Below are 17,720 nucleotides of genomic sequence, written 5' to 3' on the forward strand. Positions count from 1 at the left end.
GGCTACTTGACCGCGACCTGCGAGATGTCGAGGACGCCCGTCCAGTCGCTGATGACGACGTTCTTGACCGCACCGCCGACGAGCCGCTTGTAGACCGGGTGGAACAGCGGCACGGTCAGGGCCTGCTCGCCGACCTTCTTGTCGAGCGCGCCCCAGCGCTTCGCCGCGGCCTTCAGGTCGGTCAGCTTGTTGATGCCGTCGATCTCCTTGTTGACCGAGGAGTCGTTCAGCTGGCCGGTGTTGAAGTTGTAGCCGTCCTTGACGATCTGGCGCCCGTCGAAGATCGGCGCGAAGAACGGGCCGCCGGAGGGCCAGTCGGCTCCCCAACCGGAGAGGAAGAAGCCGGGCTCGCTCTTCACGTCGTGGATCGTGTCGTTGTAGTCGTTGTCCTCCAGGCCCTGGAGCTTGACGGTGATGCCCGCCTTCTTCAGCGCCTCCTGGAGCGCGGTGGCGATCTCCGGGCTGGTGGCGAAGTCCTTCGCGTTGGAGTGCGCGAGGGTGACGGTCAGACCCTTGGCGTAACCGGCCTCCTTGAGCAGCTTCTTCGCCTTCGCCGCGTTGCCGGACCTGCCCGCCGGGAAGTGGTCGTAGGGCGTATACCCGAAGGACTTCTGGTCGGGCAGGAAAGTGGTGGCGGGCTCGGCGAGGGAAGAGCCGCCGGCCGCGTTGACGACGGCGGAGCGGTCGACGGCGTAGGAGATCGCCTTGCGCACCCTCGGGTCGTCGAACGGCTTCACCTTCGGGTTGAAGGCGATGTAGTTGGTGTAGCCGAAGTGGCCGGTGCCGACGCGGGCGGCGAGGTCCTTGTCCCCGGCGACCTTGGCGAGTTCGGCCGGGCCGAGGTTGGTGTCGGTGGTGACGGCGGCGGCGTCGGCACCGCGTGAGGCGGAGAGCCGCTGGTTGATGACGGCGGAGTCGAGCCCGGAGCGGACGTCGATCCTGTCGGGGTAGGCCTTGCGCTCCTTGTCGGTGGCGGCAGACCAGTGCGGGTTGCGCGCCAGGACGAGCCGCTGGCCGTCGCTCTCGTTCCTGACGACCTTGTACGGGCCCGAGGAGACGGGGTGCTCCTCGTACTTGGTGCCCGTGTCCTTGGCCTTGGGTACCGGGGTCGTCTGGGTCTGCGTCGCCAGGTAGGGGAACTCGCCCTCCGGCTTGTTCAGGTGGAAGACGATGGTCTTCGCGTCGGGCGTCTCGATCGAGTCGAGGCCCTTCTTGTCCTTGTACGGGCCCTGGTAGTCGGCGCCGCCGATCAGCCAGTCCCGCAGGTACGGGGCGCCGCCGGACAGCTCGGCCGCGAACGAGCGCTCGATGCCGTACTTGATGTCGGCGCTCGTGATCTTCTCCCCGTCCTCGTACGTGAGGCCGTCCTTGAGCGTGTACGTCCACACGGTGGCGTTCTTGCTGGGTCTTCCCAGGTCGGTGGCCAGATCGGGCACCACCTTCGCGCCGGCCGCGCCGTCCTCCCGGTTGCGGGTGGTGAGCGTACGGAAGACGAGGGAGGGGACGTTGCCGCCGCCGGACGTGTAGAGCCGGGCGGGGTCGAAGTCCGACTGCGGTTCGCTGTTGAGGACGGAGAGCGTGCCGCCCTTCTTGGGCGCGCCCGCCGCTCCGGAGGCGCCGCCCTTGCCGTCCTCGGGTCCGCAGGCGGCGGCGCCGACGGCGAGGGCGGACACGGCCAGTGCCGCTGTCAGTCGGCGCGATATGACGGAGGGTTGACGCATCGGAAGGAGACCTCTCGGAGTGCTGCCTGGAACGGGAACTGCGCAGGCGGCGACATGAGCGATCACACGGGGCGGTCACGGAGTACGGGAACCGGCCGGAAAAAAGGATGCTGCCGCGCCTGCGGACGAAAATGCGCCCGGGCACGGCAGTTCGGTACGGGCCGGGGCCGCTGGATCGCGGAACTCGGCCGGTGCGTTCGCGTGCTCTCGGGCAAGCGTCAGCAACAGTGGATGTCGGCGACGCTGAGCCCGGTCACGCCGATGAGAGCCAACTCAATGGTGGCTCGCTCGGAGGTGACGGGGCTGCGTGACATGAGGGGGAGTATGGCCCGGTGACCAGCGGGAAGTCAACGCGGGCCCAGCCCGGGGGCGACCGCATTGGCGCGGGTGCCGCGCTTGAGGTGGGACGTGCACGGTGCCGGTGGTGGGACGTTCAGGCGTGCAGATCGCCGGCGCCGCCGGGAAGTCCAGGGTGATACCGCCCCCGCCCTCCGCGTCGGCTGACCGTGTGACGAGCACACCGTGCCAGCGGCTGCGGAACCGCACGGTGCCGCGGATCGCCCGCTCGGTGCGCAGCACATGGGCCGTGGCCAGGGTGGCGTGACCGCACAGCCGGGCCTCGACACGCGGGGTGAACCAGCGGATCGCCCAGTCGGACCCGGCGTCGTCGGGGGTGGGCAGCGCGAACGCCGTCTCCGCGTGGTTCACCTCGGCTGCGACCTGCTGCATCCAGGTGTCCGCCGGCCACACCGCCCCGGCGGGCAGCAGGCACACTCCGGCCGGGTTCCCGGCGAAGGGGCGGTCGGTGAACGCGTCGACGATGTGGATTCGCATGCCCGGACGGTAGGGGACGGCGGAGGAGGCCCACCAAGGCCAATCGCGGACTAGTGGATTGGCAGACCTGTGGATTGGTCGAGTCGCTACCACCAGAACCGCCCGAACAACCGCGCCACATCACGGAGTTCAACCTCAGCGGTGCGGGGTGACCGCGAGTGCCTACAGGGAGACGGAAGAGGGAAGACGTCACCAGTTCTCGGGCGTCAGGTCGGGGCCCAGGATGTGACCGTGCGAGTGGGCTGCGTCGTGCGTGAAATGAGCTGCGTACCAGAGCACGACATCCGTATTGAGCAGGGACTCGGCCGGTGTACGCAGAGTGTCGAGACGAGCCCGGGACAACTGCGGGTCGGTGGTGAAGTGCTGGCCGTCGTCGAGTTCGCTCGCCCGGTAGCGCAGTGCCCAGAGGTCACCGACGCCGAACGCGTCCTGGGTGCCGTCGGTGGCACCAGGCGTCAAGTGGTAGGCCTGGCCGCCGGCGGTGTTGCGCACGCGCCAGCGACGATGGCGTGCCGGATCGCGGGGACGGCGGATCTCCCAGATCTTGGTGTGCCAATTGTTCCCTCCGGGGTTCAACGGAGGATCGTTGAACTCCTCCACTGTGTTCGGTGCGGCTCCTCCCACGTCGAAGTCGAAGCGCCAGTACACATGGTGGCGGTGTTCCCGGCAGGTGCACGGGTTGTTCACCCCGGCAAAGCCGAACCGGGGACGGATGGTGCCGTTGGCGTGCAGCCGCCACTGGCTGACGTACCGGTACCAGCCCGCCATCAACTCACTGACCAGGACCACCTCCTGGCCGAGCAGGTAGATCGCCACGCCACGGAAGTTCCCTGAGTCCGAGCCGGTGTCGAGGATCGTGCGCGCGGGGCTGGGGCACAGTCGGAAACCCGGTGCGACGTTCTGACCGTTCGCTTGGAAGCATGCTTCCGAGTTCTGCCAGTCCCGGTAGGTCGGACCGCAGCCCGCCGCGGTGCCCGGGGTGTACTCGACATTGAGGATCGGGACATGGGCCCGGTACAGCACCGTCCGGCCCCGGTAGCGCACATGCCGCAGTTCCACCCCGGAACCGTTGGTGCCCGAGGACGCCGCGGGCCTGACCACCTGGAGCTGCCACAGCGTCTGCCCGCCTTGGGAGACGGTCAAGTTGACCTGTCCGACGCTGCCCGTGGCCGCACATCGGTCGTCGGGCGCCGTGGGCTCACAACGGGCCGCCCCATGGGGCAGCCGCTGGGTGAGATCGTGCAGGACGCGCCGCTCGGACATCAGTACCGCGACCACCTGCACATGCTCCTCATGGGTACGGAGCAACCCCACCCCCAATGTGCGCCTGGTCCGCCCGTCCAGATCTTCATGCGCCACGAGGGGTGGCATCGGGCGGAACGGAGTGACGAGGCCGGAGCGGATCTGATCGCCCAGCTGGGCGTCCTCACGAACGACGGCCACGGCCTCCGCGAACTCGTCGGTGGTGGGGTGAGGCTGCGCGGCGTAGGCGGTGATGCTCAGTTCGCCGGGGAGGTCAGGGTCTGCTGCTCGCAGGTCTCCTGTGACAGCGAGGACACGTTCCGCGTCGTAGTCGTAGATCTGTGCGGTGAACCGGTCGGACGGCAGCGGTTTCTCGGTCCTGCGGGGATCCGGTTCGGGGACGAGTGAGAGCAGACGGGCTCGTGCACTCCCCAATGCCTTGGCGATGGACGGGTGTTGGAGCAGACCTTCGCGAATCCGGGCGATGTCCTCTTCGTAGGGCGGGACCGGCTCTGCCTGGATCTCCAGGTCGAGGTCGGTGGTCATGATGACGGCCTCCTGTCGCCGACGAAGCCGAATATAGTGCGGAGTCGGCGCTTCGACCCTGCACCGATCGGCCTCGTCCCACCGACATTCCGGACGCAGGAAGCGGCGCCTCCTGCGTCCGGTCTCCGGGCCCTCCTCAGGAGGGAAGGTTCCACTTCTGGGTATCGAGCCCGTTGCAGTCGTAGATCTGCAGGCGGGTGCCGTTCGCCGTGGCACCCGCGGGTATGTCGAGGCAGCGGCCGGACTGCGGGTTGCGCAGGGATCCGTCGGCCTGGTGCTGCCAGCGCTGGCCACCGGAACCATTGCAGTTCCACAGCTGCACCTTGGTCCCGTTGGCCGTGCCGTTGGCGTCTATGTCCAGGCAGCGGCCGAACGCACGCACGGTGTCTCCCGGGGCGATCGACCAGCGTTGACCCGTCGCGATGCCGCAGTCCCACAGCTGTGCGGCATTGCCGTTGGTGTTGGTGTTGGTGTCCACGTCGAGGCACTTGCCGGACACCCAGGGTGTGGTGACCTGGCCGACGGGGCCACCCAGCTGTCCCGTGTTGAAGCGGACCTGGCACTGGTTGCCGGTGCTGAGCCAGGTGGCGGTCAGATAGAGGAAGCCGGTGCCGTCGGCGCGCGGGACGATCGGGGAGCTGTAGCCGGGGCAGGACGGCTCGCCGGTGTTGTAGCCGCCGGTCGGGTTGGTCTCCACGGGCGCTTCGATCTCGGTCCAGTCGCCCTTGCCGAGGCTGGTGTTGGCGAACAGGACCGTGCCGGATTCCGCCATGACGTCCTTGTTGCCGGTGGGGCCGGTCACCACGCGCTGGCCGGAGAGCAGCAGGGTGCCATTGGGGCCGCCACCCGATTGCCAGGCCAGGTACGGGGTGTGCAGGAGCTGGCGACCGTCACTGGTCTGCACGAGAGTGCCCGGATCGTCGGCCGGTCCCCAGTTGAGGCCGTCGGGACTCGTCTTCGTGTACACCGCGCAGGCGTGGTCGGCGTCGGTGGCATCCCGGCACATCTCATAGGCCATCATGAAGGTGCCGTTCGGCAGTGGGACGACGATCGACATGCCGGGCCGGGCCAGGTTGTCGGAGGGGAACGCCACGTCCTGCGTCAGGGACGCGCTCCAGCTGCGCCCGCCGTCGGTCGAGGTGTAGTGGCCGATGACCTGGTTGTTGGTCGGTGTGTTCGCCGGGCGTTCGTCGGAGATGAAGCAGGCGAGCGTGTTGTTCGGAGCCAGCAGGAACCACGGCTCCCAGATGCCGCTGCCGATGGTGTTCGGCATTCCGCTGCTCTGCGTGCAGTTGGACAGGTACTGCCAGCTCTGTCCGTGGTCCGTGCTCTTGAAGACCTCGATCTTCTGCGACGTGTAGTCACCGGCGCGCCAGGCGGTTCCGGCGGCGAGCAGGTCGCCGGCGTTCAGGCCGTTCGCGCTGCGGGGCACCTCGTACAGCACGGGGGCCTCCAAGTCCCAGCCGGCCGTGTGCGAGGTGATGGTGGAGAGGGGGGAAGTGCTCCAGCTCTGGCCTCCGTCGGTACTGCGGTGGATCGGAAGTGAGGAGGGACCGCCCTGGTTGCGGCGGGCGAAAGTGGACAGCATCGTCCGGCCCGCGGAACCGTCGTGGTCGAGGCGGACGGCCCGGGGATAGCTGTCGTCGCCCTGAGGATGGGCGGACAGGTCGGGCGAGGCGAGGATCTGGCCGGTCGGCGCCGCGAAGGCGGGCGCGGGCCACAGGGACATCAGTGCGGCCAACAGCGTGAGGACGCCGAGTAAGACCGGTGCCTTGTGTCTCAGGGTGGGCATGCGCACGGAACCACTCCTTCGTGAAGGGGAAGACGAATGGTGCACAGTCGGGCGTACGGTTGCCGAGATCACTCGCCCTGCCGGGCCACGGGATCGTCCCCGAGCTGCGGGGCGGTCCGGGTGTCCACGTCGAGTGCCGTGCGGGCCACGACGGCGCCCTGGTCCACCAGGGCAAGGTGCAGTCGGCCGCTGGTCCAGCCGTCGGGCAGCACCGCCGGGATGTTGACGGGCTCGCCGAGGACGAAGGGCTTGGCCTCGGCGCGGCAGCCGGGCACAGGTATGCCGGGGGAGGCGGGTGCGGCCGCGTACACGGGCGTCCAAACGGTGTGCACGGCGCCCTCGACGGGATCGTCGCCGTGGTGAGAGATCCGTAGGCCCACCGCGAACTCGCGGGCGGTGGTGAGCAGATCGCGTCCAGGGGCGATCGGCGTGACATCCAGAACGAGCGTAGTGGCAGCGTTCACATCGGCCGGGGTGACGCCCGCGAGGTCCTTGACCGAGCGGTGGAAGTCGAGCAACCCGGCGCTTTCGTGCTCGATGTCGTACAACTCGGTGTAGACGTACCCGGCGAGCCGGTCGTGGCGGCGCAGCTCCTGAGTCTGCCAGCGCAGGTGCCAGGCCCGCTCCAGGCCGGTGAAGCCGCCACCGTATTCGCTGTTGAGGTTGGGCAGGCCGCGCAGCGGCTGTCCGGGGACCGCGAGCTGCTTGTCGACGACCCAGTCCGGGCCGAGCTTCACGGGGAAGTCGTCGCGCCGCCCGCTGAGAAGTTCAGCGACCGTGGTGGCCCACGAGGCGGCGCTCTCGTCGTAGTAGTGCCAGTCCAGGAGGTCGGTTTTGACGTGCGTCCAGCCGGAGTTCTCGACCGCCGGCCGGGTCGGGTCGAGCGCCTTGAGCCGGTCGTAGGCGTCGATGGCCGCCCGCTGCTTCGCCGGGTCGCCGGGGATGTCCCAGTCCAGGCCCCACTCCTCGTTGTACAGGCCCCAGATGATGATGGCGGGGGAGTTGCCGTCGCGTGCCACCATCGGCTCGAGCTGTTCGACGAACCGGGCGGTGGACCGTGCGGAGAATCGTCCGGGAGAGGCGGGCTCGGCCCACAGCAGCATGCCGAGTGTGTCGGCGTGGTGCACGAAGCGCGGATCCTCCAGCTTCAGATGCTTGCGCACGAGGTTGTACCCGGCCCCCGCCGCGAGTTCCAGGTCCTTGCGAAGGGCCGCGTCGTCGGGGGCGGTGATCCCGGTGTCGGGCCAGTACCCCTGGTCCAGAACGCCGCGGACGAACAGTCGGCGTCCGTTGAGGTGGAGCGTCTCGCCGTCCACGGTGATCGAGCGCAGTCCGGTGTAGGCGGTGACGCGATCGATGCCGTGGGCGCCGGTCAACTCCGCGTCGACGTAATACAGGTGGGGGTTGTCCGGTGACCACAACTGCGGGTCGGGCAGCCGCAGTTCTGTAGTGACGCGGCCGTCGGGCCCTGTGCCCACGGTGGCGGCGGAGTCCTCACCGCGGACCCGCAGGCGCAGCACCGCGGCGTCGCTGTTCGGGCCCTGCACGGAGGCTTCCACCGTGATGCCCGTCAGGTCCCGGTTCGGGCGCAACTGGAGCGCGGTGAGGTGGGTGGCGGGGCGAGGCTCCAGCCAGACGCTCTGCCAGATGCCGGAGGACGGGGTGAAGCAGACGCCGTCGTAGTCGTCCCGGGGCATGCTGCGCTGCTTGCCGTGGACGATGTCCAGCTTGTCGGCGGGTGCGTGGACACGGACGACGAGCAGGTGCTCCTCCCGTCCGTCGAGGGCGTCGGTCACATCGGCACTGAACGGGGTGTAGCCGCCTTCGTGGCGGACCACTTCGGTGCCGTCGACCCATACGGTGGCCGCGTGGTGGACCGCGCCGAAGTGGAGTGCCAGGCGCTGACCGTCCCAGGCCGTCGGCACGGTGAACGTGCGGCGGTACCAGGCGGTCTCCAGCCAGTGCGCGGCGATGCCGGAGGCCGGGGTCTCCCAGGCGAACGGCACCGTGATCTGCTGGTCGTAGCCTGCGGTCTCGGCGGCAGTGTGTGCTTGGGCGGGATCGGCCCGGAAATCCCACGCGCCGTTCAGGCTCTGCCAGTTGTGCGAGCGGTCGAAGTGCGGGTTCGGGTATTCGGGGCGGGGAAGGGACATGCGTGGGTGTGCTCCAAATCGTGAGCCGAAGTGCTGATGGGAGGGTGGAACCGGTGGCGGACGGCCGTTGCCGCCGACGGTGGGGTGTCAGCCCTTGACGCTGCCCGCGAGGATCCCGTTGATGAAGTGCCGCTGCAGCAGGATGAAGAGCAGCAGCACGGGCAGCATCGCGATGCTGCCCGCGGCCAGCAGTTCACCCCACACGGTGCCGAAGTCGGCGCCGACGCGGTTGCCGGTGACGTTCTGGGCGAGGGTGGACAGGACGACCTGGAGGGTCTGGTGGCGCTCGTCGTTGACGGCGACGACCGGCCAGACGAAGTCGTTGTAGATGTTCATGGCGGTGAGTACGCCGAGTGCGGCGAGCCCCGGGCGGATGACGGGCACCACGATGCGGGCGAAGACCCCGAACTCGCTCGCTCCGTCCACCCGTCCCGCGTCGAGGAGTTCGTCCGGGACGGCGGCGATGGTCTGCCTCATCCAGAAGACGCCGAAGGCGTCGATGCTGCCCGGCAGGATCAGCGCCTGGTAGGTGTTGGTCCAGCCCAGCTGACTCATTTCCAGGAGCAGCGGAATGATCAGTACCAGGGTCGGCAGCATCAGCGTGAGCATGAGGACGCCGAAGAGCAGATCGCGGCCCGGGAAGCGGTACTTGGCGAAGGCGTAGCCGGCCAGTGGGCAGAAGCCCAGGGTGAGGGCTCCCTTGATCACGACAACCAGCATGGTGTTGAGGAACCCGGTCCCGATCGGCACGTCGTGGAGCATTGACGTGTAGTTGTCGAGAGTGGCGGAGCCGGGGGAGAAGGACAGCGGGGCGCGGACGATCTCGTTCGGCGGTTTCAGCGAGGAGCTGACCGCCCACCAGATGGGATAGACGAACAGCACGGCCAGGGCGCCCAGGACGAGGTACTGGAACGGGCCGGGCCCGGGCTGGGAGAGACTCTTGTGCTTCATATGCGTCACTTGTCTCGAGAGCGCAGCATGCGCACGGACAGCAGGGACAGGGCGAACACCAGCAGGACGAGCAGGAACGAGTTGGCCGCACCGGTCCCGAGGTCGGACGACGTGATGTGGTTGTACAGGTACAGGCCGCCGGTGGTGGTCGAGCCGTACGGCCCGCCCTGGGTGACGACGAAGGGTTCCGCGAACATCTGGAACACCGCGAGGGTCTGGATGACGACGAGGAAGGCGATGCTGCGACGGACCAGCGGAAGTGTCAGTGACCAGAACTGCCGTCGACGCGAGGCCCCGTCGAGCGCCGCGGCCTCGTACACGTCGGGCGGGACGGACTGAAGGCCCGCGAGCAGGATGATGATGGCGAATCCGGTGGTCTTCCACAGGAAGAGCAGCGCGAGCGTGGGCTTGGCCCAGGTGGTCGAGGTGAGCCAGGCGACCTCCGGCAGACCCACCAGGTGCAGGAGGTGATTGACGAGCCCGTAGTCGGTGTCGAAGACCACGATCCACACCTGGGCCATGGCCACCAGCGGAGTGACGAAGGGTGCGATGAACGCGACCCGGAACATGCCCCGCAGTCTCAGCCGGGCGTTGGCGAGCAGCACCGCAGCGGCGAGACCACCCACGATCTGCACGGGCACGATCAGCAGCCACATCATCGCGCTGTTGCCCAGGGACGACCAGAATTCGGGACTGGTCAGCAGGTAGGTGTAGTTGTCGAGGCCGATGAAGCGTGCCGCGCCGGTGCCCTTCCAATGGGTGAAGCTCAACTGCAGTGCGAAAATGAGTGGGTAGAGTCCGAACGCTGCGAACACGACGTAGAACGGGGCGACGAACAGATACGGCGTGAGGAAAAGCCGGCGGCGGGAACGAGGCGGCGCGGGCTTTTCGTGTGTCGCACGTCGTGGAGGAGTGAGGGTCGCCTGGGTCATGCGCGATCCACCAGGTTCCGCTGGATCTTGCGGGTGGAGTCGTCGATGACGTCGTCGGGCGTCATGTCCCCTTCCATCAGTCGCTGGAGATTGTTGCCGAGGTAGTCGACCGACTTGCTCCACCAGGCCGGGATCGGTGCGGCCGCCGGGACGGAAGCGGCGGCATCCACGGCGACCTTCCACAGGTCCTGGCCGCCGAGCGTCTCCACCGGCTTGAACAGCGGCCGGTCGGCCCTGCGGGCCGGTGTATAGCTGGGCACCGAGGTGTTGAGGCCGCCGGGGTACACGCTGCCCGGCCCGTACACCGCGGTGTACCCGGGCTTTTTGAAGCACAGGAACTCATAGAGCAGCCAAGCGAGTTCGGGGTTCTTCGCCTTGGCCGGAATGATGAAACTGCTGCCGCCCATCGCGCCGCTGCGCGCGCCGCCCGGTGTCCAGGCCGGCAGCTGGGTGGCCCGCCACCTGCCCTTGGTCTTCTTCAGCAATTGCTGGGGAGCGAACGACCACCACACCGCCCAGGGGACCAGCGCCTGTCGGCCGTCCTCCAGAGCGGCGATGTCGCCCTGCTTGAGGTACTCGGTGTGTGTCGTCAGCCCCTCGTGCACCGCCGAGCGGATCCAGGCGAGGGTGGAGCGGTACTCCTTGGAGTCGAGACGTACCTTGCCCTCGGCGTCCGCGAGGCTCGTGCCCTGCTGGTTGGCGAGCATCTCCAGCCACAACTGGGCGAGGAAAGGATCCTTGTCCAGGTGGATCGGGCCCGCCTTCGGGTTCTTCTCCTTCAACGCCCGTGCCGCGTCCAGCAGATCGTCGTACGTCGAGAGTCCCGCCGGGTCGACCCCCGCGTCCTCCAGCAGATCCTCGCGGTACCAGAGCAGTCCCGGGTCGAGGTCCCAGGGGACGCCGTAGATGCGGCCCCCCACCGTGTTGACCGACAGCTTGTACGCCGAAGTCTGCTTGCGGTACGGCTCGATCAGGTCGGTCAGATCGTAGAGGTGCTCAGCCTGACTGCCGATCTTCGCATCGTCCCAGAAGCTTCCGTCCGGCAGATCCGCCCCGCTGATCAGGGTGTTGGCGAGTTTGGCGTCGATGTCGACGGCCTGATGGTTCACCTTCACCCGCGGATACGCCGAGCGGAACTTGTCGATGGCCGAGTCGAAGACCTTGTACAGATCTCCCGAGCGGCTCCAGATGGTGATCTCACCCTTGGCCGAGGCGGTGGACGCCGACTTCAGCGCGCGTGGCTTGCTCAGGTCGGACCCTGGCGCGCAGGCGGCGAGCGGACCGACGCCGGCGGCGAGGGCGCCGGCGCCCAAGGCGCCGCGCAGAACACGGCGGCGCGGAACGGGTGGTCGGGTCATGGGCGCGGCTCCTCCGAGGGAAAGCGGTCACCGGGACAGGGGGCGGCACAGTCATCCGGCAGCGAACTCAGAGTCCGCGCCGAGACGTCACCACTGCGCGAACTGCAGTGTGCACAGCCCGGATTGCAACGATGCAGAGATGATGCTGCAGCTTTTGCATCGATGCAATACCTGGGTAACATTCGGCTTGCCGCCATGCAGAACAGCCAGGTGCAGGGGTGCTGTGGGCGGAACACCGACAGAGAGGGGCCTGTGGGATGGCCGGGTCAACCCTTCGCGACGTCGCCAGGCGCGCGGGAGTTTCCATCCGTACGGTGTCGAACGTGGTCAACGCGTCCGTGCCCGTCTCCGACGAACTGCGAACCCGCGTCGAAGTGGCGTTGGAGGAGCTGGACTACCGGCCCAACCTCGTCGCGCGCAACCTGCGCCACGGGCGCACGGGCATGCTCGCCCTCGTCGTACCGGAGCTGGACGTCCCCTACTTCGCCGAACTGGCCCGGGAGATCATCACCGCGGCGCGCGCGCACGGATATGTGGTGATGCTCGACCAGACCGACGGGGACGGCGAGCGTGAACGTGCGCTGCTCGGCCGCGAGTCGCGCGCCACCATGTTCGACGGACTGCTGCTCAGCCCACTGTCCATCTCCGAGGACGAACTGCAAACCCGCTCCAACCGGGTCCCCCTCGTCCTGCTCGGCGAGCACATCTTCAACGGCAGCTTTCACCACGTGGCCATCGACAACATCACGGCGGCGCGCGAAGCCACCGCACACCTCGCCGCCACAGGATGCCGACGCATCGCGGCCATCGGTGACCAGCCCTACAGCACCGGCGAAACCGCCCAACTGCGCACCTTGGGATACCGCCAGGCGTTGGAGCGGGCCGGCCTGCCCGTCGACGAGGACCTCATCGTCTCCACCCCGCACTTCCACCGAAAGTTCGGTGCTCAGGCGATGCGGCAGCTCCTCGCCCTGCCCGAGCCGCCCGATGCCGTCTTCTGCTACAACGACCTCCTTGCCATCGGTGCGATGCACGTACTCGCCGAGCGTGGTGTACGAGTGCCCGAGGACATCGCTGTCGTTGGTGTCGACGGCATCCAGGAAGGCGAGTACAGCTCACCGACACTCACCACCATCGCCCCCGACAAGGGGGCCCTCGCGCGCACCGCGGTGGGCACGCTGGTGGCCGTCATCGAGGGCACGGCGCCGCCACCGGCCGACGCGAAAGCGCCGTATCGGTTGGTGGTGAGAGGTAGTACGCGAAGTCGATGACCTCGAGGACGGGCGGTCGACAGGAGCGGAATGGGGACACGCGTGAAGCCCACCACGAGGGGCGGCTCGAAGGGCGCACGGTCGCCCTGATCGGAGGTGGCTCGGGCATCGGGCTGCGGGTCGCGCATCAAGCGGCCGCCGCCGGCGCCCGCGTCGTCCTGGGAGGCCGTACTCCCGAGCGCCTGGCGGCCGCGGCGGAGCAAGTGGGCCGTGCGGTGACGTGGCGGACCGTGGACGTCACGGACAGCTCCTCGCTCGTGGCAAGTTCTGGGGCCAGTACCACGCCGTGCGCCATGCCGCGCCCAAGCTGGCGGCGGACGGATCCGTGGTTCTGATGTCCGGTGCCGCTGGGGCCCGGCCCCCGGCGCCCGCACCCACCTACGCCGCGTGCGACGCGGCGATCGAGGGGCTCGGGCGAGGGCTGGCCCTCGAACACGCACCGGTCCGCGTCAACGTCGTCTCGCCCAGCACCATCGACGGCAACCTCTGGGCGCAGCGTCCGGCCCGGTCCTGCACCGGCTCGGCACCGAGGACGAGATCGCCCACGCCGTGCTGCTCCTGTTCACCAATGATGAAAGCCAGGCCCCGGGACGTCAGCCCACCCCGCCGTCCAGAAGGCGGCTGTAGCGCAGTCGCAGGGCCCGTTCCGTGCTTGCCGTCGCCGTGACGAGGGCGGCCGCGATGTTCATCCATGGCGACAGGTGCACCGGCGACGTGAACGTTCCGATGTGGTGGGCGATTTCGGGTGGACGCGTCAGCTTCTCGGCCAGTTGGGAGAGGAGCAGAGCGAGGGCCGCGGCCAGTGCCACCGTCGAGAGGACACCGAGCGCGCGGCTCAGTGTCGGATGCTTGCGGTCGAGGTTCGCGCGGTGGCCCTCGGCGGAGGCCGGGTCGGGCGTGAGCTGCTGCTCATGGCCCTCGGCGGTGACGTAGTGGCAGCGCTTGAGGCCGAAGGCGCTCGTCGCCACCTCGACGGTGCCGCCGGGGACGGGGAAGACGGCGGGGAGTTTGGACACGGCGAGTTGTGTGCCGTCGCGGTAGAGCTGCGCCTTGACGTTGCCGGAGCTCTGGTTCTGGCCGTGCCGCATCCACGGCGTAGCGGACCAGTCGGCCGGTGTCGCCGTCCGTCAGGTGGAGGTGGAACAGGGCTCGGGAGAGCCGCTGCCACCAGCGGAAGCGCTCCAGGTCCCGGCCGTCGCCGGGCTTCACCCGCCGCACCGCCCGGTCCCGTCGCCATTCCTTGAGCATGTCCGTACTCCCGTTCCCCGTGCCTGTTGTTGGTTCCGATCTCGGTGACGGTCGTCGCGCTATGTGGCCGGTTGCTCCGCCGGGCAGTCGACGTCCTTCGGCGGACGCTTCCCGGTGGTCAGATACGTCGTCACCGCGTCGTTCGCGCACCCGTTGGTGCCGGTCGGGTAGACGCCGTGGCCGCCCTGGTCGGCCGTCACCATCACGGCCCGGTGGCCGAAGGCCTGGCGCAGCTTCTCGGCGCCGGCCAGCGGTGTTCCCGGGTCCCGTTCGTTCTGCACCATGAGGACGTTCGACGGGCCCTTGGCGCCGATGCGTACGGGCGGCTCGGTCCGCTCGGTCGGCCAGAAGGCGCACGGGCCGATGCCGGCCGTGGAGCCGCCCAGTTTCGGGTAGCGGACGCGGTCGATCCCGGCGTTGCGCTGATACGCGGCGATCGATCGCGGCCAGCGGCTGTCGTTGCAGATGGTGTGGAAGCGGGCGGCCATGGCGTTCTCGAGGTCCGGCAGCGGCGGGTCGTCGGGCAGCGGCTTGTCGGTGTCGAGGGCCTGCCAGGTCTTGGCCAGCGTGGCCATGCCCGCATCCGTGTAGAGGCTGTCGAGCGTCTTCCCGCGGAACACCGTGCCGTCGTAGCCCTGGACCGGTTCGGCATCCAGTCGCTGCGCCAGCTCGTAGAACTTCGCCGTCACCTGCCCAGGTGTGGTGCCCAGGCCGTACTCGGGGTGTGCGGCGGCGAACTCCGCGAAGTCCGGGAACCGTTCCTCCATGCCGCGCGCGAACATCCGCATCGCCGTCACGTCGTAGCCGCCGGGGCCCAGGTTGCTGTCCAGCACGATCCGGTCGTCGCGCCGGGGGAACAGCGTCGTGTACACCGAACCGAGCTGGGTGCCGTAGGAGGCACCGAGGTACGAGATCCTCGGCTCGCCGAGCGCCGCCCTGATCCGGTCCATGTCGCGCGCGGCGTTCGCCGTGGTGACATGCGGCAGCATCCAGGACGACTTCGAGGTGGCGCACTGATCGGCGACCTTCCGCGCGTAAGGCGCCTCCTTGGCGACGTCGGCCGCGTCGTGCGTGTACGGCGGGATGTTGCCGTGAGCCTGCTGCTTCTCCGTGAGGTCGCAGGTCACCTGGGTGCTGCGGCCGACGCCTCGCGGATCGAAGCCGATGAGGTCGTACGAGTCCTGCACCTCCTGCGGCAGCCCGGTGGTGGCGAGGGCGTACGGGTAGCCGAGCGACGTGATGCCGGGGCCGCCCGGATTCACCAGCAGCACGCCGCGCCGCTTCGCGGGCTTCTCGCTCGCCAGCCGGGAGACGGCGATGTCGATCTGCCGGCCGTCCGGATCCCCGTAGTCCAGGGGGACTTGGAGCGTCGCGCACTCCATCCGGGAGGCAGGATCCTGGCCGGACCCAGTTGACTTCCTCGACTTCCGGGGCCCCTCTGGCCCCTTCGGGTTCTTGGCGCACGGACCCCACCGCAGAGTGTCTCCGGACGAAGCCTCGGCGGTGTCCGGCGTCGCCGTCAGTGACACTCCCGCGATGGTGGCAGTCACCACCGCGGTGGCGGCGAGGCCGAGGCAAAGGGGCTTCTTCCTTCTGCGCATGGTGTCTCCTCCGATACGAGGCGGCATTTGTCCGGCCGCATGTGAACGAGTCTGTTCAGCGGGCGCCGCCGGCACATCGGCCCGGCGTCCCGACCCGTCTTCGACCACGGTCGGGCGGCGGTTCGACCGGAGTAGGGGGTCTTGCCTACCTTGGTCGGCTGCGTCGGCCCGTGCCGTCTCGCGACAATGGCGGCATGAACACGGACGCGGCGCCGCCGCTCACACGGCGGGAGCAGGCCTGGAGGCTGGCGGCCGCGCTGGCGGCGGGTGTGCCCGTATGGCTTTTCGCGGGTGTGCTGATGCGGCCCGGAAAGGCGGCCGAGACCGGCTCCTGGTTCAGCACCGGGGAACCACTGGTGGCGCTCGGCTGTCTGGTGCTGCTGTTGTGGCGGCGCCGGTTCCCGCGCACCGTGACACTCACCGTCGTGGCCGCCTCGACCACCTCGGGGTTCGCCACCGGCGCCGCGCTCCTGGCCCTGGCCTCGCTCGCCACGCGCCGCCGCCGGGTGGAGATCGGTGCCGCCATCGTGCTCTACGTGGCCGCGTCCACGTTCGCCGCCCAGTTCTACCCGGTCGACGTCACGAATGGCCCGGTCTGGGCCCGACTGCTGTTTCCGGCCCTGACCGCGGGCATCGCGGTGGCCGTCGGCACAGCCGTCGGGGCGCGCCGGGCGGAGGTGCGGTCGCTGCGGGAGCGGGCCGCGAGCCTGGAGCGGGAACAGACGGCGCGCGCCGCGCAGGTGCGGGCCCAGGAGCGCAACCGCATTGCCCGCGAGATGCACGACGTGCTGGCCCACCGGATCTCCCTGGTCGCCATGCAGGCCGGAGTCCTCGACCACCGCGCCGACCTCGAACCCGAGGAGCACCGCATGCTGGTCCGCGGCATCGCCGACGGCTCCCACCACGCCCTGGAGGAGCTGCGGGACGTCCTCGGGGTGCTCCGCGCGGGACCGGATTCTCCGGAGGCACCGCAGCCCTCCCTCGACGGCGTCCCCGCACTCGTCGACGACGCCCGTACGTCGGGCCTCGATGTCACCCTCACCACCACCGTGACGGGCACACCGTCCGAGACCGTCGCACGCACCTGCTACCGCGTCGTGCAGGAGGGACTCACCAACGCGGCCAAACACGCCCCCGGCGCCGACGTGCACGTCACCATCGAAGGAACGGAAGGCGGCGAACTGCACGTCGGCATCCGCAATTCCCGGGGCTCGTCCCGCCCGGCCCGGACACCGTCCTCCGGGTTCGGCCTGCTCGGCCTCGGTGAGCGGGTCACCCTCGCCGGCGGACGACTCGACCACCGCCCGACACCGGACGGCGGGTATGTCCTCACCGCCCAACTACCTTGGCCGTACGCCCCCTACGAGAAATGAGCGCGCGTGGACAGCGAGCGGGAACCGGCGGGACGTGTCGTGCGCGTCGCCATCGTCGACGACGACCAGTTGGTGCGGATGGCGCTGCGCCTCATCATCGACGGCGAACCGGATCTGACGGTCGTCGCGGAGGCGGCCGACGGGGACGCCGCGATCGGCGCGGTGGACGAACACCGGCCCGACGTCGTGCTGATGGACGTACGGATGCCGGGCCGCGACGGTCTCAGCGCGACCCGGGAGGTCCTCGCAGGGGAGACACCTCCGCGGGTGCTCGTGCTCACCACGTTCGACTCCGACGACATGGTGCTCGGCGCACTGCGGGCCGGAGCGCTCGGCTTCGTCCTCAAGGACACCCCGCCCGCCCGGATCGCCGACGCGGTGCGCACGGTCGCGGACGGCAACCCCGTCCTGTCCCCGCAGGCCACCGCGCGGGTGATCGCCGCGGCGACCGGCCCGCGGTCCAGTGACACCCGCGGGGCGTCCCGCGAGGCCGCGCGCAAACGCCTGTCGGCCCTGACCGAACGCGAACTCGACACCGCGCGGGCCGTCGCGGACGGCCTCGGCAACCCGGAGATCGCCAAGCGGCTCCACATCAGCGTCGCGACCGTCAAGGCCCACATCGGCAGCCTGTTCACCAAGCTGGCCGTCGAGAACCGGGTGCAGATCGCGCTGCTGGTGCGCGACGCGGCCGAATGACC

15 protein-coding genes and 1 pseudogene are annotated in these 17,720 nt (G+C 69.2%); 5 read left to right on the forward strand and 11 right to left on the reverse strand.

Annotated elements, in window-relative coordinates; all coding sequences use genetic code 11:
* Nucleotides 1-2 precede the first annotated feature (2 nt).
* From ACNYS0_RS38300 to ACNYS0_RS38340, 9 genes and pseudogenes are all read right to left on the reverse strand, one after another.
* Nucleotides 3-1,721, reverse strand: a complete 1,719-nt coding sequence (locus tag ACNYS0_RS38300; protein ID WP_422480707.1) for an ABC transporter substrate-binding protein — start codon at nt 1,719-1,721, stop codon at nt 3-5.
* Nucleotides 1,722-1,939: 218 nt separating this feature from the next.
* Entirely contained in the window at nt 1,940-2,035 is a 96-nt protein-coding gene (locus tag ACNYS0_RS38305) for an Ms4533A family Cys-rich leader peptide (RefSeq protein WP_326015817.1), read from the reverse strand.
* A gap of 136 nt (nt 2,036-2,171) precedes the next feature.
* Nucleotides 2,172-2,555, reverse strand: a pseudogene (locus ACNYS0_RS38310) (PhzF family phenazine biosynthesis protein); the annotation flags it as partial.
* 189 nt (nt 2,556-2,744) lie between these two features.
* Nucleotides 2,745-4,343, reverse strand: a complete 1,599-nt coding sequence (locus tag ACNYS0_RS38315) for a hypothetical protein (RefSeq protein WP_422480709.1) — start codon at nt 4,341-4,343, stop codon at nt 2,745-2,747.
* Nucleotides 4,344-4,479: 136 nt separating this feature from the next.
* On the reverse strand, nt 4,480-6,135 hold the full coding sequence (locus tag ACNYS0_RS38320; protein WP_422480711.1) for an RICIN domain-containing protein: 1,656 nt from the start codon (nt 6,133-6,135) through the stop codon (nt 4,480-4,482).
* A gap of 68 nt (nt 6,136-6,203) precedes the next feature.
* A complete protein-coding gene (locus tag ACNYS0_RS38325) occupies nt 6,204-8,288 on the reverse strand; it encodes a glycoside hydrolase family 2 protein (RefSeq protein WP_422480713.1) in 2,085 nt (694 codons plus the stop codon).
* Nucleotides 8,289-8,375: 87 nt separating this feature from the next.
* Nucleotides 8,376-9,239, reverse strand: a complete 864-nt coding sequence (locus ACNYS0_RS38330; protein ID WP_422480715.1) for a carbohydrate ABC transporter permease — start codon at nt 9,237-9,239, stop codon at nt 8,376-8,378.
* Nucleotides 9,240-9,244: 5 nt separating this feature from the next.
* Nucleotides 9,245-10,009: a carbohydrate ABC transporter permease gene (locus ACNYS0_RS38335; RefSeq protein ID WP_422480717.1), complete on the reverse strand. Its 765-nt coding sequence runs from the start codon at nt 10,007-10,009 to the stop codon at nt 9,245-9,247.
* Between the two features lie 158 nt (nt 10,010-10,167).
* The gene (locus ACNYS0_RS38340; RefSeq protein WP_422480719.1) at nt 10,168-11,529 is read right to left on the reverse strand and encodes an ABC transporter substrate-binding protein; all 1,362 of its coding nucleotides are present in this window, start codon (nt 11,527-11,529) and stop codon (nt 10,168-10,170) included.
* Between the two features lie 257 nt (nt 11,530-11,786).
* Here ACNYS0_RS38340 and ACNYS0_RS38345 point away from each other — a divergent pair, with 257 nt between their 5' ends.
* Genes ACNYS0_RS38345 through ACNYS0_RS38355 form a run of 3 tightly spaced genes read left to right on the forward strand, consistent with a single transcriptional unit; the run spans nt 11,787 to nt 13,467 of the window.
* Nucleotides 11,787-12,800: a LacI family DNA-binding transcriptional regulator gene (locus tag ACNYS0_RS38345; RefSeq protein WP_422480721.1), complete on the forward strand. Its 1,014-nt coding sequence runs from the start codon at nt 11,787-11,789 to the stop codon at nt 12,798-12,800.
* Entirely contained in the window at nt 12,797-13,135 is a 339-nt protein-coding gene (locus ACNYS0_RS38350; RefSeq protein ID WP_422480723.1) for an SDR family NAD(P)-dependent oxidoreductase, read from the forward strand. Before ACNYS0_RS38345 ends, ACNYS0_RS38350 begins: the two co-directional genes overlap by 4 nt.
* Nucleotides 13,126-13,467: a hypothetical protein gene (locus ACNYS0_RS38355; protein ID WP_422480725.1), complete on the forward strand. Its 342-nt coding sequence runs from the start codon at nt 13,126-13,128 to the stop codon at nt 13,465-13,467. Before ACNYS0_RS38350 ends, ACNYS0_RS38355 begins: the two co-directional genes overlap by 10 nt.
* On the opposite strand, the gene ACNYS0_RS38360 is transcribed toward ACNYS0_RS38355, so the two are convergent.
* Together ACNYS0_RS38360 and ACNYS0_RS38365 are read right to left on the reverse strand one after the other, a co-directional pair.
* On the reverse strand, nt 13,394-13,888 hold the full coding sequence (locus ACNYS0_RS38360) for a hypothetical protein (protein ID WP_422480727.1): 495 nt from the start codon (nt 13,886-13,888) through the stop codon (nt 13,394-13,396). The two genes, ACNYS0_RS38355 and ACNYS0_RS38360, sit on opposite strands and share 74 nt — an antisense overlap.
* A gap of 219 nt (nt 13,889-14,107) precedes the next feature.
* On the reverse strand, nt 14,108-15,649 hold the full coding sequence (locus ACNYS0_RS38365; protein WP_422480729.1) for an alpha/beta hydrolase: 1,542 nt from the start codon (nt 15,647-15,649) through the stop codon (nt 14,108-14,110).
* A gap of 194 nt (nt 15,650-15,843) precedes the next feature.
* On the opposite strand from ACNYS0_RS38365, the gene ACNYS0_RS38370 reads away from it, so the two are divergent.
* Both ACNYS0_RS38370 and ACNYS0_RS38375 read left to right on the forward strand, forming a co-directional pair.
* Nucleotides 15,844-17,022 carry a sensor histidine kinase gene (locus ACNYS0_RS38370; RefSeq protein ID WP_422480731.1) on the forward strand — a complete coding sequence of 393 codons (1,179 nt, stop codon included), beginning with the start codon at nt 15,844-15,846 and terminating at the stop codon, nt 17,020-17,022.
* Nucleotides 17,023-17,028: 6 nt separating this feature from the next.
* Nucleotides 17,029-17,718, forward strand: a complete 690-nt coding sequence (locus ACNYS0_RS38375; protein ID WP_422480733.1) for a response regulator — start codon at nt 17,029-17,031, stop codon at nt 17,716-17,718.
* Nucleotides 17,719-17,720: the final 2 nt, after the last annotated feature.

Origin of the sequence: Streptomyces anthophorae (genome assembly GCF_049310305.1) — a bacterium.
Classification (GTDB): domain Bacteria; phylum Actinomycetota; class Actinomycetes; order Streptomycetales; family Streptomycetaceae; genus Streptomyces.

What these genes read in the sequence shown, in the direction of transcription:
- ACNYS0_RS38360 (WP_422480727.1), bottom strand. Translation starts at nt 13,888, where the DNA reads ATGCGGCACGGCCAGAACCAGAGCTCCGGCAACGTCAAGGCGCAGCTC.
- ACNYS0_RS38325 (WP_422480713.1), bottom strand. Translation starts at nt 8,288, where the DNA reads ATGTCCCTTCCCCGCCCCGAATACCCGAACCCGCACTTCGACCGCTCG.
- ACNYS0_RS38330 (WP_422480715.1), bottom strand. Translation starts at nt 9,239, where the DNA reads ATGAAGCACAAGAGTCTCTCCCAGCCCGGGCCCGGCCCGTTCCAGTAC.
- ACNYS0_RS38305 (WP_326015817.1), bottom strand. Translation starts at nt 2,035, where the DNA reads ATGTCACGCAGCCCCGTCACCTCCGAGCGAGCCACCATTGAGTTGGCT.
- ACNYS0_RS38340 (WP_422480719.1), bottom strand. Translation starts at nt 11,529, where the DNA reads ATGACCCGACCACCCGTTCCGCGCCGCCGTGTTCTGCGCGGCGCCTTG.
- ACNYS0_RS38365 (WP_422480729.1), bottom strand. Translation starts at nt 15,649, where the DNA reads ATGCGCAGAAGGAAGAAGCCCCTTTGCCTCGGCCTCGCCGCCACCGCG.
- ACNYS0_RS38370 (WP_422480731.1), top strand. Translation starts at nt 15,844, where the DNA reads ATGAACACGGACGCGGCGCCGCCGCTCACACGGCGGGAGCAGGCCTGG.
- ACNYS0_RS38350 (WP_422480723.1), top strand. Translation starts at nt 12,797, where the DNA reads ATGACCTCGAGGACGGGCGGTCGACAGGAGCGGAATGGGGACACGCGT.
- ACNYS0_RS38315 (WP_422480709.1), bottom strand. Translation starts at nt 4,343, where the DNA reads ATGACCACCGACCTCGACCTGGAGATCCAGGCAGAGCCGGTCCCGCCC.
- ACNYS0_RS38345 (WP_422480721.1), top strand. Translation starts at nt 11,787, where the DNA reads ATGGCCGGGTCAACCCTTCGCGACGTCGCCAGGCGCGCGGGAGTTTCC.
- ACNYS0_RS38300 (WP_422480707.1), bottom strand. Translation starts at nt 1,721, where the DNA reads ATGCGTCAACCCTCCGTCATATCGCGCCGACTGACAGCGGCACTGGCC.
- ACNYS0_RS38320 (WP_422480711.1), bottom strand. Translation starts at nt 6,135, where the DNA reads ATGCCCACCCTGAGACACAAGGCACCGGTCTTACTCGGCGTCCTCACG.